Raw genomic sequence first — 18,888 nt, forward strand, 5'->3', positions numbered from 1 at the left:
CCGCGCCGCGCCGCGCGACTAGTCTTCGTAGCGTTCGACGCGCAGCACGCAGGTGAGTTCGTCTTCAGCGACAGGAATGACGGTCTCCCAGTCGGTGGCGTCGCCGGGTTCGGTGGCATCGACATCCACTTGCGTGAGTGCACGGGTGTCGTTGGCACCGTTGAGCAGCGACACATAGATGCGGTACGTCGCACTGGCATCGGTCGAGTTCGTGACCGACCCGTTGACTACCCACTCGTCGCCGTCGCGCTCGCACTGGTCAACCGTGGAATCGGCTAGGGCTCCTTCGAGGTCTTCGCCGGTGCCGGGAGCATCCTGAATGTCGGTTACGCCGGGGGTTTGCTCTTCTGCCGCCGAACTTTCGGTGGCGTCAGGCTGTTCCTCAGTGCCGTTGGTGCACCCCGCCAAAGTGAAGGCGAGAATCGCAAAAGGAACAGCGGTAGCGGTCAGTCGTGTGGGGAGCTTCATGATTCTTCCTGTCGTTGTCTTCTGCGTGCGAGCAGGATCAGCGCGAGCCCGGCGAGCAGTGTGCCTAACCCGGTTGCGAGAGTTCCTCGGGGGTCTGATCCAGTGTAAGAGAGTGCCTTGTTAGGTAGCTGCAGACTTGTCTGCGCGGTTGCGACCACGGGGTCACCCGAGTCAAGCTCGGTGCTGGTGACCGTTGCGGTCTCGTACAGAGTCGCTCCCGCATCACCTTCACGGATGACGTAGGTTGCCGTGGCCGTAATCGACTGCCCGGGAAGGAGCACACCGATCGCGCCCGGCCACGTGCCGTAGTTCATCGCCGAGAGCCCGAGACGCGGATCGTTGATCGAGACGTTCGTCAACGGCTTCGTGCCGGTGTTCGTGGCAACGTAAGTGAAGATCACGAGATCGCCGGGGAAGCCCTGCTGTCCCGCTCCCAGCACACCGGAAATCGTGAGATCGATCGCGGCTACGTTCGGGATCGCGAGAACGTCGGTTGCTTCTTCCGGCGTGATAGCGCCGGAGGGCGCATCCGCGTTCACAGTAGCGACGTTGACGGTCTGCTCGACATCCACGTCCGCCTGCGTGATCACGTAGGTCGCTGTCGCGGTGACCGACTCGCCCGGAGCCAACTCGCCCGGAGTGCCCGGCCAGTTGTAGGCGAGCGCTGAGACACCCGGCTTGGGATCGTCGATCGAAACTGCGGTCAGCGTAACGTTTCCGGTGTTTACTACTTCGATCACGTAGTTGACCGTGGCCCCCTGCTGAGCGAGAGTCGCAAACGAGCTCGACTTCGTGATGGCCATCGAGGGATCTTCGGCGATCGGCGTTTCTCCGGTGGTTGTATCCGTCACCGCAGCGCCCACTACCGGCGTTCCCGCCGTGGAGGCGTCGGAGCTGATCGAGCCAGCATCCACGTCATCCTGCGTGAGCACATACGTTGCGGTTGCCGTGGCCGACTCGCCCGGAGCGAGAACGCCCGGAGTGCCCGGCCAGGTGATCGTCAGCGTACTGAGATCGATCTGGTCGTCGGCGATCGTGACACCGTTCAGCGTGACATCACCGGTGTTGGTGACCTCGAAGTTGTACTCCACGACGTCTCCCGCGTTGCCGGTGGCACCTGCGGCCAGCACCTGAGTCTTCGTGATGCCGATGTCTGGCGTGCCAGCAGCGGTCGGCGCCACAACCGTGTTGGAGGTATCGATCACGTCGTCACCCGCCAGGTTCGTCGAGGTCACGTTTGCCGTGTTCGACGCCGAGCCGGCATCGAACTCAGCCTGCGTGACCTGGTAGCTCGCGGTTGCCGTGACCGACTCACCGGGAGCGAGTACGCCGTCAGCGGCTGGCCAAGTTCCGTACGCGACCGCAGTCGTTCCGACCTTCGGGTCAGCGACAGTGACACCACTCAGGGTGGTTTCGCCCGTGTTCTCGACGGTGAAGGTGTAATCGATCCACGAGCCGACGACGACGGGGTTGCCCGCGTCGCGCGGTTCGCCAGCCTTGGCAATGTCAATGCTCGACAGCGCCTCGATGAGCGGCACGACGGTGACAGCCGAGTCGGCATCAACGGCGGTTGCGGCAGGAGAGTTGCCCGCACCGGTCGCGACGTTGCGCACTTCACCAGCGTCGATATCCGCCTGGTCAACAAGACGTGTCGCCGTGACGGTGACGCTTTCGCCCGGAGCGAGAACGCCCGGAGCGGCCGCGTCTGGCCACGTGTAGACAAAGCCGGTGAGGCCGGGGATCATGTTCGAGAGCGTCACACCATCGAGGCTGACGTTTCCGTCATTCGTGATCGTGAACGTGTAGTCCATGCCGTCGCCGAGTACGCCAGTTGCGCCCGCAGCGAGAGCCGCGGTGTGCGAGGTGACGATGGAAGGTTCAGCATCCTCGGTCGGGTTGAATACCGTGTTCGAGACGCCCTGAACTTCGCTGCCGTCAGGCGCGGTGCCGATCGCAGTCGCCGTGTTCTCCACGGTGCCGCTGTCGACATCTGCCTGCGTGACGGTGTACACGACGGAGCCAACAGCCTGCTCGTTCGGGCCGAGAATACCGGTGGCCGACGGGAAGGTGAGGTCGGAGGGAACAACATCGATCAGTGGGTCGAGAACTCCTACGAGGCGCAGGGTCACGTTTCCGGTGTTCTTCACGATGAAGCTGTAAGTAATCTCGGAACCGACTTCACCCGAACCCGAGGTCATTACGCCCGACTTCTCGGCTGTGATGCTGGGGTCAGAAACTGCAGTCAGTTCCCGGTCAACGTTCGAGGTCGCCGTGACAGGGTCGCCGCCCGGCGTCACACCACGAACGGATGCAGTGTTGTCGACATAGCCGCGGTCCACGTCATCCTGTTCGAGAACGTACGTGGCGCTCGCCGTCGCCGATTCACCCGGAGCCAGCACGCCGCTGTTGGCGGGCCAGACGATCGAGTTGATCGAGACGTTGTCAATGCTGTCCGTGATGGTCACCGTGCGCAGCGTGACGTTTCCGATGTTGGTAACCACGATCGTGTAATCGATCGTGTCGCCAGGACCGTTCTCGCCAGCGACAGCCAGCTCGCTCGACTTTGTCACCTGCAGCAGGCCATCGGCCGCGAGAGCGACGGTTGCCGGAGCAGTGGCGGTTGCCGCTGCGCCCACGGGAGGAGTTCCCTCACCGGTGACGACGCTCGACACTGCACCTGAGTCGATATCGGCCTGCGTCAATGTCTGCACGCGAACTGCCGTGACCGTGTCGCCGGGAGCGAGAACGCCCACGTCTCCGGGCCAGGTGTAATCGCCGGCGGGCAGCGAACCGAGGAAGTCGCTCAGCTCAACGCCCGAGAGCGTCACGTTGCTCGTGCTCGTGAAGCTGTAGTTCCAGGTGACAGTGTCGCCTTCGACTGCCGGGCCCGGGTTCGTCAAAGCGCCAACGTTGGTCACCGAAACGACAACGCTCGGAGCCTCGGTGGGCACCTCGACAGTGTTCGAGGTTGCGGAGATGGGATCGCCGCGCACCGGAACTGCCGTAGCGCTCGCCGTGTTCTCGACGTAGCCGCGGTCAACATCCGACTGACGGATGAGGTAGCTGGCCGTTGCGGTCACCGCCTCGGTGGGCGCGAGTGTTTCTACCGCGGTCGGCCACTGCACTATTGGCGTGCTCATACCGGGCAGCGGATCGGTCACAACGATCGAACCGATCGTCACGTTACCGGTGTTGCGAACCTCGAACTCGAAGTCGACAGAGTCACCGACGCCGTTCTCGCCTGTCAGAGCGATCTCGCCCGACTTCACCACTGTCATGCTCGGCTGCGGCTGAACCGTCGTGACGATAACTTCGTTGGTGGTCGCCGAAACGTCATCATCGTTCGGGTCGGTAGCGCCGACATCCGCAATGTTCGAGATGTAGCCGCGGTCGATGTCTTCCTGCGTGAGCTGAACTGATGCTTCACCGATGACGGTTTCGCCCGGCAAAATTACGCCGGGCTGGGCCGGGTTCGGCCACGTGATGGTCGGAATGCTGAGGCCCGGGAGCGGGTCGCGCAGTTCACCATCGATGAGCGTGACGTTACCCGTGTTGGTTGCTTCGAGACGGTAGTCGACCCAGTCGCCGACCTGCCCGATTCCACCAGCGCGCAATACGCCCCACTTCGTGGTCTCCAGCTCGCCATTCGCGACGATAGCGACGGTAGCGGGAGCATCCTCTTCGAAGGCAACACCGGACGGCGGTGTTGCACTACCGGTCACGACGTTCGCAACCGAGCCCGAGTCGATATCTGCCTGGGTCAATTCGTGGGTCGCGGTGGCCGTGACAACAGCGCCGGGCACGAGCGTTCCTGCCGTAGCGGTGGGCCACGAGTAGACGAGTGCAGACAGGCCCGGAAGCGGGTCAGCGAGTGACACCGAAGTGAGCGTCTGGTTACCGTTGTTCGTCAGAGAGAACTCGTACTCCACGAGGTCACCCTCGAAGCCGGTCGAACCGGGAGCGAGGGCACCACTCTTGGTGACGAGGATGTCGGGCGCAGCCGCATCCGTCGGCGTCGATTCGAGAGCCGTGTTGCTCGCAACCGCAGCGTCGGTCGGCGAGGTTCCATCGGCCACTGCAGTGTTGTCGACCGTGCCGGCATCGACATCAGCCTGGGTGATCGCGTAGGTTGCGGTCGCCGTGGCAATCTCGCCCGGAGCAAGAACACCGTTGGCACCTGGCCAGTTCACGACAGGCGTGCTGAGGCCGGGTAGCGGGTCGGTGATCACGATCTCGTCGACCGTGACGTTTCCGGTGTTCTCCACCTCGAATGTGTAGGTGACGATGTCGTTCACACCAGCGCTCGCGCCCGTGCTCGATGACTTCGTCAACAGCAGCGAAGCAGCGGCCGGAGCAACAGTCGTCTCGGTAACTGTCGTGCTCACCGTAATCGTGTCGCCGATGGGCGGCTTTCCGCTGGCGGTCGCCACGTTCGAGACGCTGCCGCGGTCAACGTCATCCTGAGTGATCGTGTAGTCAGCAGTAGCCGTAACCGTCTCACCTGGTTGCAACTCTCCGGTCGTTCCGGGCCAGGTGAAGACCGGGCTGCTCACACCGACGAGGGCATCAACGAGGTCGACGAGGGTCAGCGTGACGTTACCGGTATTGGTGATGCCGAAGTCATAGTCGATAGTGTCGCCCGCGTTGCCGGCGCCATCAACAGTTCCGTCCTTCGTGACGGCCATGCCCGCCTGCGGAGCCAAAACCACCGAAGCGGTTGCCGGATCACTAACAGCATCGCCGCGCGGAGGGGTTCCAGAACCGGTCGCGTCGTTTGCAACTGTTCCCGCGTCGATCTGCTCTTGAGTAAGAGTGGATGTCGCGGTCGCGGTGACCGATTCCCCCACCTCGAGCGTGCCAGCGGTGTCCGGCCACGCGTAGGTCAGCGCCGAAAGGCCCGGCAGGGTGTCCACAATCTCGACGCCGGTGAGGGTCACGTTGCCGGAGTTGGTCAACTCGAACGACCAGTTGACGGTGTCGCCCTCGTCGGCGCGAGCCGGGTCTGAGAGAACGCCGCTCTTGGTGAGTTCCACCTCGGCACGAATTGTTTCGGTCGGAACCGTGTTCGTTTCAGAGTCGTCGGTGACGTCGGTGCCGTTGGGGTCAACGCCATCAGCGGTCGCGATGTTGAGAACAGCGCCAGCATCCACGTCGTCCTGGGTGATCTCGTAGTCAGCCGTCGCCGTTGCGATCTCACCGGGAGCGAGCACGCCGGGGCTCGTCGGAGTCGGCCACGTAATCGTGATCGCCGAGAGGTTCGGCAGTGGATCGGCGAGCGTGACGGAGTCCAGCGTGACGTTTCCAGAGTTCAGAATCTCGAAGGTGTAGTCGATGATGTCACCGAAATCAGCCGAGCCCTGAGGCGCACCCGACTTGGTGACCGTGATGTTCGGAGACGGCAACACCATCGGCACAATAACTTCGTTCGAGGCTTCGACAATGACAACACCCTGCGGGGTCTGCGCCGACATGTCTGCAGTATTGGGGATATAGCCGAGGTCGACGTCTGCTTGCGTAATCACGTACGTCGCTATACCAATGACGGATTCGCCAACCGGAATCTCACCCGGCTTTTCGCTATCTGGCCACGTGATAACCGGAACAGAGAGACCCGGCAACGGGTCGAGCAGCTGGCCGTCGTAGAGCGTGACGTTTCCGTCATTGGTCACAGTGAGCGTGTATTGCACGGTGTCACCCACAGCACCGACGCCACCATCCAGAATCGTTCCCGACTTGAAGGGCGTGAGCACTGGTGCTGGCGTGATCGTCACTGTCTCATCGGCAGTGTCGTCGACGGTGCCTGCCGCAGGAGTTGTTCCCTCGGCCGTCACCGTGTTGTCGACCTTGCCCGCATCAACATCAGCCTGAGTCAGCTCGTAGGTGGCAACTGCGGTTGCACTCTGGCCGGGCGCAAGCATGCCGTCCGTCGCGGTGGGCCACGTGTAGGTCAGCGCGCTAAGCCCCGTGAGCGGGTCGGTCATCGTGACACCGGTGAGCGTCACATTTCCGCTGTTTCGCACCGTAAACGAGTAGTCGATGATGTCGCCGGCGAAGCCCGTTGAGCCCGCCTCGAGCGCACCGTTCTTGGTGGTCTCGATCGCTGGAGCAGCGGCATCCGTCAGCACATCAATGGGGCCAACCGAGTCCTCGACCGCACCGAGCGGTGACGTGGCATCGACATCCGCCGAGTTGCGAACATAGCCGCGGTCAATATCAGCCTGAGTAATCGCGTAGGTCGCGGTTGCCGTTGCGGTCTCGCCGGGAGCGAGCTCACCGTCAGCACCCGGCCACGAGTACACGATGGTCGAGAGTCCGACAAGCGGGTCATCAATCGCGACGCCGTTCAGGGTGGTGTTACCGGTGTTCTGCAGCGTGAAGTCGTAGTGCACGAGATCGCCGAAAGCCGCGCCATCCGGAGTGCTGCCGACCTTGTCGATCGTCACCGAATCCGTGCGTTCGACCGTGGGATCGATGGCAGGGTCTGAGAATTCGAAGTACTCGGTGCCGTCAGGCGTGGAACCGAGAGCCTCAGCAGTATTCGAGACGGAACCCGCGTCGACATCGTCCTGAGTGATCGTGTAGTCCGCGGTAGCCGTTGCTGTCTCGCCCGGAGCGAGCACGCGGTCGTCTCCCGGCCAGACGATCACCGGAGTGCTCACGCCCGGCATCGAGTCAATCAGAACAACACCGGTGAGCGTAACGTTTCCGGAGTTCGTAATGCTGAAGCTGTAGTCAATGACGTCGCCCACTTCGCCCAGCTGGGTTCCCAAGCCACCCGTCTTCGTGATGGTGAAGTCCGGTGTTGCCGTGAGAGGAAGAGTCGCGGAGGCCGGCTGCGTAACAGCAGATCCCGTCGGCGGAACGCCCATGGCATTGGCGCTGTTCGCGAGCGAGCCAGCATCGATGTCGCTCTGGAGGAGCGTGTATGTCGCGGTGGCCGTGACGTCATCGCCCGGGTTGAGCAGTCCGTCAGTCGCCGTTGGCCACGCACCGAAGGTCACGCCGGTGAGGCCCGGTAGCTGATCGATGAGGTCGACGGATGTCAGGGAGACGTTTCCGTCGTTGGTGACGGTGAAGCTGAATTCCACGGTGTCGCCCGCGACTCCGGTTGCTCCCGCAGCAAGGGCCGCGCTCTTGGTCGCACTGAGCGACGGAGCGGCGGCGACGACCTCGGTGACGACCTCGGGCGAGTCACCGGTAATCGCTGTGCCCTGCGCGTCGGTTCCACTCGCGGTTGCCGTGTTGCGAACCTCTCCCGCGTTCACGTCATCCTGAGTGATTTCGTACGTTGCCGTGGCGGTAACGCTCTCGCCGGGGGCGAGCGTCTGGGTGGTGTTTGCGACATCCCAGTTGACCGTGAGGTCGGTGAGACCGGGCAGCGGGTCAGCAAGAGTAATGCCGTCGATCGTGACGTTTCCATCATTGGTAATCGTGAACGAGTAGGCGATCTCATCGCCAAGTTCACCAGCGTCGGCGACAACGGCAGTCTTGTCGACGGTCAGGATCGGAGCGGGTCGCACCGTCGGGATGACGACAGTGTTGGTGGTCGCCGGAACAACGGCATCGTTCGGTGTGAGCGCCTGAACTTCTGCCGTGTTTTCGATGTACCCAAGGTCGATGTCGGCCTGAGTAAGCGTGTACTCCGCGGTTCCGGTGACGGACTCGCCGACGCCAAGAACACCGGGCTGGGCCGGGTCTGGCCACACGATGTTGGGGTCGCTGATGCCGGGAAGCGGGTCGAGGAGTTGGCCCTCGTGCAGCGTGACGTTACCGCTGTTAGTGGCGGTCACGGAGTAGTCGATGATGTCGCCGACTTGACCGATTCCGCCAGCACGCAGCTCGCCTGTCTTGATCGCGCTCAGGCCTGCGTCGGGTTCAACAACAACCGTCGCGGCGACTTCGGTGCCATCCACGTCAACGGCGTTGGGGTCAACACCGGATGGTGTGGCCAAGTTCACGACAGAACCGGAGTCCACATCGCTCTGCTTGAGCTCGTAGGTCGCTACCGCCGTTGCGGTCTCGCCCGGAGCCAAGACGCCGTCGGTCGCGGTCGGCCAGATGTACGTGATGGCCGACAGATCTGCGAGCGGGTCTGTCAGCGTCACTCCGGTGAGCGTGACGTTTCCGTCGTTCGTGATCGTGAAGGAGAAGTCAATGAGGTCTCCCGCTTCACCCTCAGAGCCGGATTCCAGTGCACCGGTTTTGGTCGCCGAAATAGCAGCGACCTGAGTGACGAGAGGCGTGACCGCGGCAGGCGAGTCATCCGTGACTGCGGCGCCGTCGCGAGCGGACTCGGCATCACCGGTCGCGATGTTGCTGACGGAGCCAGCGTCGACGTCCGCTTGAGTGACCGTGTAGTTAGCGGTAGCGGTGACCGAGGTATTGGGAGCCAGTTCACCCTCGACACCCGACACCCATTCGCCATATACAAGCTCACTGAGCCCTGCGAGCGAGTCAGTTATCTCGGCATCCGTGAGGGTCACGTTCCCGTCATTCAGCAGCGTGATCGTGTAGCTGATCGTGTCGCCAACGTCTCCCGTGCCGTTGAGGACGGCGTCCTTCGTCGTGACGAGTGCAGGTGTCGCCGCTTCAGTTGTCACCGTGGCGGTGTTGGAATCTTCGTCAAGGATGTCGCCAGCGGGCGTCGACGCGAGCGCGCTCGAGTCGTTATCGACGAAGCCGCGGTCGATGTCTGCTTGCGTCAGAGTGTATGTGGCTGTCGCTGTCAGCACGTCGTTCGGGGCGAGCGAACCGGCAGGACTGCCGTCCCAGTCGTCATAACTGATCGCCGAGATTCCATCGAGCGGATCGATGATGCTGACTGCATCCAGCGTGACGTTTCCCGTGTTCGTAACAGTAAACGTGAACGTGACGGTGTCGCCGACGCCATCTTCGCCGACGTCAACGGACGCCGCCTTAACAATCGAGATACCGGCGTCTGGTTGAAGCGGAACAGTCTCAGCCGTGGTCGCGCTGGCAACGGCGCCGCGCGTTGGTGTGCCGGATGCCGTCACCGTATTGATGATCGAACCAGCGTCGACATCCGCCTGCGTCAGAGTCGAGGAACCAGTAGCGGTTACAGACTCTGTCGGATCGAGTTGATTGGGGGTCGCTCCCGGCCATGATCCAAACACCGGAGTGACACCCGCGAGGGCGTCGTCGAGCGCAACCCCGGTAAGCGTAACGTTGCCATCGTTCGTGACGGTGAACGTCCAGTTCACGGTATCGCCAGCGTCTTGCCCCGTGGCGGTTCCCTCCTTGGTCACCGAGATCGACGGTCTCGCCGCTTCGGTAACCGTGGTGGTTGATGAGGAAAGGCTGTCAAAGAACTCTGTGGGGGCTGCGGTGGTTGCACCGTTTGCAACGACCGTATTGATGACCGAGCCAGCGTTCACGTCAGCCTGCGTGATGACGTAGTCAACGCTCACGGAGGTTGCGGGGTCGCCGGGCGCCAATGACGTGATGGGCAGCGTCGGCGTGGCCCCCGCCAACATCGAGTCCACCAGCGTGATGTCTTGGACCGTCACGTTTCCGGTGTTGGTCACGTCGAACGTGTAGGTGATTGTTGAGCCCACGACGTTCGGACCGGCGACGGTGCTTGCCGATTTGACGACGGTCAGTTCGGGACGGATTGCCGCGGTAGATACCGTGACCGTCTCGGAGGTGTCAGCGGCCTCGACACCCTGCGGAGATTGCCCGGTTACTGAGGCGGTGTTTTGCACACCACCGGCATCAATATCCGCTTGAGTGATCGTGTAGTCGGCAGTAGCGACAACCTGCTCGCCGGGCGCGAGCACGTAATCAGTGTCCGGCCACGGAGAGTACGAAACCGGGCCGAGACCTACCAAACTATCGTCAAGATCAATTGCGGTGAGCGTTTGGTTGCCGGTGTTACGAATAGTCATCGTAAAGGTGATGACTCCGTCGACTTCACGGTCGGTGACGGTCGCGGCCTTATCGACTTGGATGCGCGGGTCTGCCGTGATCGACACCGTCTCAGGGTCGGTCTCGGTGAAGGGTGTACCTGAGGGCGGAGTGGCGGTGAGCGTCGCCGTGTTGCTGACGGAGCCAGCATCCACGTCGGACTGCTTCACGGTGTAGTTCGCGGTTGCCACAACAGACTGTCCGGGAGTCAATACGCCCGTGGCACCCGGCCAGGTGTAGGAGATTGCACCAAGACTGGGCAGTGGGTCGGTGACGCCGACGCCGGTGAGCGTGACGTTTCCGGTGTTCTTTGTGGTGAAGGTGTACGTGATCACATCGCCGGCGCGGCCGACAGCACCAGGCGCGAGCGCGCCAGTCTTCGAGAAGGTGGCAGCCGGGTTCGCTGCAACCGTCGGAGTGATGACTTCATCCGAGGGGTCGGTGATCACACCGGCGGAGGGCGAGGTGCCCTGACCTGTTGCCGTATTCGTGACCGAACCCGTGTTCACATCGGATTGCTTGATCGTGTATTTCGCGGTGGCGACAACCTGGGTGTTGGGTTGCAGCGTTCCCGTAACTCCACCGGGCCACGCCCCATAGGTGAGTGTGCTGAGTCCCGAGAGCGGGTCACTCGCCGACACCGAAGTGAGGGTCGTGTTTCCCGTGTTGCGCACGGTGATGGTGTACGTGATGACATCGCCGACGGCGCCGGTTCCGGCAACGCTCGAGGTCTTGGTGGTGAGGATGCCGGGAACGCGCGTTGCGGTCGGAGTAGCTACCGCAGCAGACGACGCCGTGGCGTTCGCGCCTGCGGGAGGCTTGCCCGAAACGGACGCCGTGTTGTTCACAACGCCGGCGTTCTGGTCGGCCTGGCGGATAACATAGTCAGCCGTTGCCGTAATCGTCTGCCCCGGAGCGAGGCGGCCAACAGTTCCGCTGGTCCAGGTGCCGTAGGTGAGGGCGCTGAGGCCGGGACGCGGGTCGGCGATGATCACGTTGGTCAGCGTGACGTTACCGGTGTTCTGGGCGGTGAAGGTGTAGCGGATGGTGTCGCCCACCACGCCCGTGCCGGGAGAAACGATGGCCGCTGTCTTGTCGAGCGTGATGGTGGAGTTCGATGCAAGGGGAAGGGTTGCCGGAGCAGTGGCCGTCGCCGGTGAACCCCGCGGCGGAGTACCCGAACCATTAGCGGTGTTCGAGACTGCACCGGCGTCGATGTCTGCCTGCGTGAGCACGTACGTTGCAGTAGCGGAAACGCTCTGGCCCGGAGCCAAAGTTCCTGCCGTCGAGGGCCACGTGCCGTAGGTCACGGCGGAGACGCCGGGCAGAGAGTCAGTAACCGATACCGAGGTGAGCGTCACATTGCCCGAGTTCGTGAGCGTCAGGCTCCACGTGACAACGTCACCAGCAACACCCTGCGCGCCCGGCGCGAGAGCGCCCGACTTGGTCACACCGATCTTCGGTGCAGACGCGATCGTCGGCGTGACGAGCTGCGGCGACGGAGCAGTGACGACAGCGCCGGTCGGAGGCGTTCCCGTGGCCGTCGCAATGTTCTTGACCGAACCGGCGTCGACATCCGCCTGCGTGATTGTGTACGTGGCGGTTCCGGTGACGGTTCCGTTGGGGTTGAGCTGGCCACTGACGCCACCCGACCACACGTAGGTGGGGGTCGAAAGCCCAGACAGCGGGTCGGTCAGCGTGACGCCCGTGAGCGTGACGTTACCGGTGTTTCGTGCCGTAAACGTATACGTGATCGTGTCGCCGATCGCACCGGTTCCCGTGCCGCCGACAACAGCGCTCTTGGTCGTGACGAGCGCGGGCGCTGCAGCAACCGTGGGCACGACAGCCTGCGTCGACGTTGCTGTAGCAACCGGGCCCGATGGCGGCGTTCCGGATGCCGTAGCCGTGTTCTTTACGGAGCCAGCGTTCACGTCGGACTGCTTGATTGTGTACGTCGCCGTCGCGGTTACCTGCGCGTTGGGAGCGAGAACTCCGGTCGTGCCACCCGGCCAGGTGCCGAAGGTGACAGCCGAGAGGTCCGCGAGAGAGTCAGTGATGCCGACGCTCGAGAGCGTGACGTTGCCGGTGTTCTTGACGACGAAGGAGAAGGTGACGGTGTCGCCGACCTTGTTGGCGCCCGCAGCGACTGCACCGGTCTTAGAGACGGTGAGCTTCGCTGCGGAGGCGAGCGGAACCGTCGCACTACTGGTCTTCGGAGCAGCGGCGCCGCCGATGACACCCGTTCCCGTAGCGGTCGCGGTGTTCGCGATCGAACCCGCATCGACATCCGTCTGCTTCACCGTGTAGGTAGCGGTGGCCGTCACTTGAGTGTTCGGTGCCAACGTTCCGGCGGTGCCCGAGGGCCAGGTGCCATATGTGATCGCCGAGAGGCCCGAGAGCGGGTCAGCAACTGCGGCACCCGTAATCGTGACGTTGCCGGTGTTGCGGATGACGAAGCTGTACGTCACGACCTCGCCAGCAACTGACGTGGAGCCAGCCGGCAGCGTGCCCGACTTGACGAGCGACAGAGTGGGGGCCGGAGTAGCCGTCGTGGTGACCACGGGGTTCGAGTCATCGCTGACGGGAGTCGCGCCCGGAGCAGTTCCCGCAGCCGACGCGGTGTTGGCGATCGAGCCAGCATCCACATCCGACTGCTTCACGGTGTAGCTCGCGAGAGCGGTTGCGGTCTGGCCAGGAGCGAGGGTTCCCGCGACGCCGGGCCACGTGACAACAGGAGTCGAGAGACCCACGAGCGAGTCGGTCAGGGTCACGCCGGTGATGGTCTGGTTACCCGTGTTCGAGATTGCGATCGAGTACGTGATCGAGTCGCCAACTTTGGCGCCCGAGGTGACGTTCGCCGACTTCGTGGTGGTGAGTTCAGGGGCGCCAGCAATCGTAGGTACGTTAGCGGTCGAGGGAGAAGACGTGACCGTCGCGTTTGTCGGAGTCTTACCCGAAACGGTCGCCGTGTTCGCTACCGAACCAGCGTTAACGTCAGCCTGCTTCACCGTGTACGTGGCCGTTGCTGTCGCGGTCTCACCCGGAGCGATACGACCCGCGGTAGCGGTGGGCCACGTGTAGACGGGCGCCGAGAGGCCGACGAGCGAGTCCGCGATGGCGACACCCGTCATCGTGACATTTCCGGGGTTGGTGATGGAGAACGAGAAGGTCATCGTGCTACCGACGCCGCCGGTACCCGACGTGACGGCACCCGTCTTCGCCACGGCGAGAGCACCGTTAGCAGCGACCGGAACGGTAGCAGGAGCAGTTGCCGAGACGGCAGCACCGGTGGGAGGCGTACCGCGCGTTGTTGCCGTGTTGGCTACCGAGCCAGCGTCGACATCCGACTGCTTCAGAACGTAGGTCGCCGTGGCCGTGACTTGCGTGTTGGGGAGTAAGCGACCCGCAGTGCCGCTGGGCCACGTACCGAACGTGACGGCGGAGAGGCCGGGCAGCGGGTCGGTGATGCCGACGCTCGTCAGCGTGACGTTACCCGTGTTGCGCACGACGAAGCTGTAATTGACGGTGTCGCCAGCGACTCCGGTCGCCCCAGCGGCGAGAGCGCCGTCCTTGGCGAGAGAGATGGTGCGAACCGAGGCGACGGTCGGTGTGGTGACCTGGGGCGAAGGCCCGTTCACGGTGGCGCCGCCGAAGGAGCCCGTTGAGGTCGCTGTGTTCTTGACCGAGCCGGCATCAACATCGGACTGAGCGATTGTGTAAGTCGCCGTGGCAGTGACCTGCGCGTTGGGCGCAAGCGTTCCGGTAACCCCTCCGGGCCAGGTGCCGTAGGTCAGAGCCGAAAGCCCCGTGAGCGGGTCAGCGATGGAGACGCCCGTGAGCGTGACGTTACCGGTGTTCTTCGCGATAAAGGTGTACGTGATGACATCGCCAACCGCACCGGTGCCTGCAACACTCGCCGACTTTTGAGTCGTGATGGCTGGCGACGATGCGACGGTCGGCACTACCGCCTGCGGCGACGTCGCTGTGACCGTTCCGCCCGACGGCGTGCTGCCGGATGCCGTAGCCGTGTTCTTCACCGAGCCAGCGTTCACGTCAGCCTGCTTGATCAGGTAGGTAGCCGTAGCGGTCACCTGAGTGTTGGGAGCAAGCGTGCCTGCCGTGCCGCTCGGCCAGGTTCCGAAGGTGACCGCGGAGAGGCCAACAAGGCTGTCGGTGATACCAACACCGGTGGCGGTGACGTTACCGGTGTTGCGCACCACGAACGAGAACGTGACAGTGTCGCCGACGGAACCGTTGCCGCTGGTTACCGCACCCGACTTGGCCACGGTAAGCGCGGGGCCCGCCGTGATCGGAACGGTGGCAGGGCTCGTGCTGGTAACTGCGGCCCCAATGGGCGGGGTGCCCGTGCCGGTGGCCGTGTTCGCTACCGAGCCGGCATCTACGTCGGTCTGCTTGAGCGTGTAGGTGGCGGTGGCGGTAACTGACTGTCCGGGCGCGAGCGTTCCGGCGGTGCCCGACGGCCACGTGCCGTAAGTGAGCGCCGAAAGATCGGGAAGAGTGTCAGCTGCCGACACTGAGGTGAGGGTGACGTTGCCCGAGTTGGTGAGCTTGATCGAGAAGTTGACGGTGTCGCCAGCGCGCCCGGTCGAACCGGCGGCGAGCGCACCCGATTTGAGAGTCGTGACGACCGGGTTGGCGGCGACCGTCGGAACCGTGATCTCAGCCGAGGGGTTGCTGACAGTCGTGCCGGCGTGAGTTCCGCTACCGGTGGCGATGTTCTTGACGGAACCAGCATCCACATCGGACTGCTTGATGGTGTACGTCGCTACCGCGGTGACGGTCTGGCCGGGCGCGAGAACGCCCGTGGCGCCGGGCCAGGTATAGGTCAGGGTCGACAGGCCAACATGGGGGTCAGCGATGGTAACGCCCGTGAGCGTGACGTTTCCATCGTTCTTTGCACTGAAGGAGTAGTTGATGACGTCACCGACCTTGCCGGTAGCGCCGCCAGCGACTAGAGCCGACTTCGTGGTCGTGATGACTCGGGTCGGTGCGACCGTCGGTACGACAGACTCGACGGAAGGCTGGGTAACGGTGCCGCCGGCTGGTGTCTTAGCGGTGGCAGTCGCCGTGTTCTTGACCGAGCCAGCATCCACGTCAGACTGCTTCACCGTGTAGGTCGCGGTACCCGTTGCCGTTTGGCCAGGAGTGAGCACTCCGGAGGCGCCGGGCCACGTGACCGAGATCGAGCTGAGCCCGGACAGCGGGTCAGCAAGAACGACTTGGCTGAGGGTAACGTTTCCGTCGTTTTTCACGCTGAAGGTGTAGGTGACAACCGAGCCGACTGCGCCAGATCCCGTCGTGTAGGTACCCGACTTAGTGACGACCATCTTCGCGTCGGCCGTGATCGGAACGGTCGCGGGCGTCGTGCGCGTGACGTCAGCACCGGTCGGAGGGGTGCCCTTTGCGGTAGCGCTGTTCGCAATGGCGCCGGCATCGACATCCGACTGCTTCACCGTGTATGTGGCCGTTGCGGTGACGGACTGACCGGGAGCGAGAGTGCCGACGGTGCCGGGCCAGGTGCCGTACGTGATGGCCGAGAGACCAGAGAGCGGGTCGGTGATGCCCGCATTCGTGAGGGTTACGTTGCCCGAGTTGGTGAGAACGAAGGAGTAGTTCACGGTGCTGCCAGCCGTCGAGCCGCCCGCGAGCGCGCCCGACTTCGTCAGCGAAATGGCGGGCGTGCGGGTCTGAAGCGGAACATCTACGCGAGGGGATGCCGCAGTGACGGCAGTGCCGCTGGGTGACGTTCCCGAGCTGGTGGCCGTGTTGCGCACCAGACCGGCATCCACATCAGACTGTTTCACGGTGTAGGTCGCGGTGGCGGTCACCGTCTGGCCCGGAGCCAGAGTTCCGGCGGTTCCCGGCCACGAGTAGGTCAGCGCGGAGAGACCGACGAGCGGGTCAGCGATCACCACGCCTGTGAGAGTGACATTTCCGGTGTTCTTGGCGCTGAAGTTGTAGGTGACGACGCTGCCGACGCCCTTGGGCTCTGCAACGGTTCCCGACTTCGTGGTGGTGAGCGCGGGCGCGGCAGGCGCGGTGGCCAGAGTGACCTCATTGCTGAGGCCCGTGACGGCGACGTTCTTGGGCGTGCGGCCAGCCGAAGTCGCCTGGTTCACGATCTTGCCGGCGTTAACGTCGGCCTGCTTCACCGTATAGGTCGCTGTTCCAGTTGCGGTCTGCCCCGGAGCGAGGGTGCCGCTGGTGCCTGGCCACGTCACGGCAATGGCCGAGAGCCCAGTCAGCGGGTCGGTCAGTGTCACCGAGGTGAGCGTGACGTTACCGGTGTTTTTTACGGAGAACGAGTAGTTGACGGTGTCGCCCACGTTACCGACTCCGGTGCCGGCATACGCGGCAGTCTTTTTGGTTTCGAGAACAGCATTCACCGGGATGGGGGTGGTGCGGTTTGCTGTCGCAACCGGCTTGACGCCGCCGTCGGCATCCGTTCCGGTGGCGCTCGCGGTATTCGCGATCGAACCGGCATCCACATCAGCCTGCGTGAGGGTGTAGGTCGCCGTTGCTGTTGCCGACGCCCCCGCGGCGAGCGCGCCAGCGGTTGCTGTTGGCCACGTGTAGGTAAGGGCCGAAAGTCCGGTCATCGGATCGGTAACCGCGACTCCTGTGAGGGGCGAGTCACCGTTGTTCTTGATGGTGAACGTGTAGTTCAGGGTGTCGCCGGCACGACCGGTTGCTCCACCGGCGAGGGCGCTTGTCTTGGCGAGTGTGAGAGAGGACAACAGCACCCGCGTGGAGTCGCTGCCCGTGGCAGGGCTCGCGCCAACAACGGTGCTCGCTGTCGCTGTAGCGGTCGAGTCATAACTGGCCGTCGTCGGCCCGTTAGCAACACACGTATAGGTATAGGACTCAAGGGGGGCGAGCGTGACGCCCGTCAGCGTTCGCGCACAGTCTGTTTGGTCATCCGCAATCACAATGTTCTGCAGGATGCCGACACCGGAGTTGGTGACGGTGATAGTGAAGGTCGCTGGTTCTGTTGCCGTGCGCGACTGCTGGTCGAGCGTTCCGTCATAGGTTTTTGAGACGTTGATTCCCGCGCTGGGCACCGAGAGGATCGCATTCTGCAGCAGGTATGAGTCACCACTCGTGCTCATGCGAAGGTTCACGGAGGTGTCGCCGGCCTGCACGTTGGGCAGATCGACGGTCGCGACATCCACACTCTGGTTAGTGAACGGGCCAGTGTCGGTGAGCGCCGTGTAGCGGACAGAGCCCTCTCCTCGACCGATACCGATATTGCCGGTGTTGCCGGCGCTGTTGGCTAGCTGTGTGTAGGCACCGTTGCCGCGCGAGTACTCGGCAATATCTCCCTGGATGATGCGGTCGCCCTCGTAGAGCGAGAAGCCGGCGCGAGTTCCGGTCGCGATCGCGCTGAAGCCGTTGAAGGCAACCGTCAGCGGCGCTTCAGCGGCGGTCATGCGCACGTGACCTTCGTAGAAGATGATGCGGTGCGGAGCCGAATTGAGGTTGCTGGGGATGTAGACGCCGTAGTCGTAGACGACCGTCAGGGTCCAGCCTGCGTAGCAACCAGCACCCTGCGGCGCCCACAGGTCACCAGCAGATATCGTGAGTGGCGTTCCCGTAAGCGCTCCGGCAAAGGCTGTGGTGACATCAGCGCTTGCGCTGTAGTAGATCGCCGAAGTCGTGCCGACCGGGTCTTCGAGCATTGTCGTCGGTGCCACGGTAGTGACGGCGCCGGTGCCGACCTTGAGTTTGGCTGGCGCAGTGCGGTAACCGGTTGCCGAACCGGCAGGCATCAGCGCGGTTCCCCGCGTGGCGTTGACAGTGGTGCACGCATTGGCGGTGGTACCGGTGAAGACACCGGTGTTAGCGCTCCAGCTCAGAAAGGCCTTTTTCACGGATGCGCCAGCAGGAATCGTGATGTTCGCCGAGCTCGAGTTGGTGGTGAAGCCGGCGACCGTGTTTGAGTTTTCGAGGTAGAAGTTGTCGTTGGCCGTATTACCGTTCCCGCCGGAGGCTGAATGCAGGTCGGCACACGTGCCGATTTGCGCAGCGGTGTAGAGCGGCCGATTACAGGCGAGAACGCCGTTACCGGCCATGAGGAAGTCACCGTTGACGGTGGTCTGGTAGCTGGGCGAAGTACCCGCGTTGGTACCCCATTGAACGACCGCAGCTTCGGCAGGATCCGAGGGCATGACAGTCAGTCCGGCCACGAGAAGGCCGAAGGCTACGACGGATGCGACGCCACGCATGAACGTGCTTCGAGCACTACGCTGCGTGCGCTCCACGTTGATGCTGTTATGCCGCACTTTTTCTCTCCCCCGAGTCTAAATCCCTGACTTTGCGAGTCATCGCATCGTCAATGAATAGCTCTTCGGGTGAGCACATCTCACTCAACCATAAACTGTTGGTCGAAGTTTTGGACACCCTAACCCGCCGCAACTGCCCCGCACTGGGGCTAGAACTCTGGTTCTTAGCGACCTCATAGGGTGCTTCGTGCCG

General features: G+C 63.3%; 2 protein-coding genes. Both read right to left on the minus strand.

The features are described 5' to 3' along the window. Positions 1-18: 18 nt before the first annotated feature. Positions 19-468 carry a hypothetical protein gene (locus I6E56_RS07905; protein WP_197137172.1) on the minus strand — a complete coding sequence of 150 codons (450 nt, stop codon included), beginning with the start codon at positions 466-468 and terminating at the stop codon, positions 19-21. Further along, complete coding sequence (locus I6E56_RS07910) at positions 465-18,695, minus strand: DUF11 domain-containing protein (RefSeq protein ID WP_197137174.1); 18,231 nt, start codon at positions 18,693-18,695, stop codon at positions 465-467. Before I6E56_RS07910 ends, I6E56_RS07905 begins: the two co-directional genes overlap by 4 nt. Positions 18,696-18,888: the final 193 nt, after the last annotated feature.

The organism is Salinibacterium sp. NK8237 (assembly GCF_015864955.1).
Lineage (GTDB): Bacteria > Actinomycetota > Actinomycetes > Actinomycetales > Microbacteriaceae > Rhodoglobus.

Excerpts from the sequence above, each read along its gene's own strand:
- I6E56_RS07905 (WP_197137172.1), bottom strand. The coding sequence starts at position 468 with ATGAAGCTCCCCACACGACTGACCGCTACCGCTGTTCCTTTTGCGATT.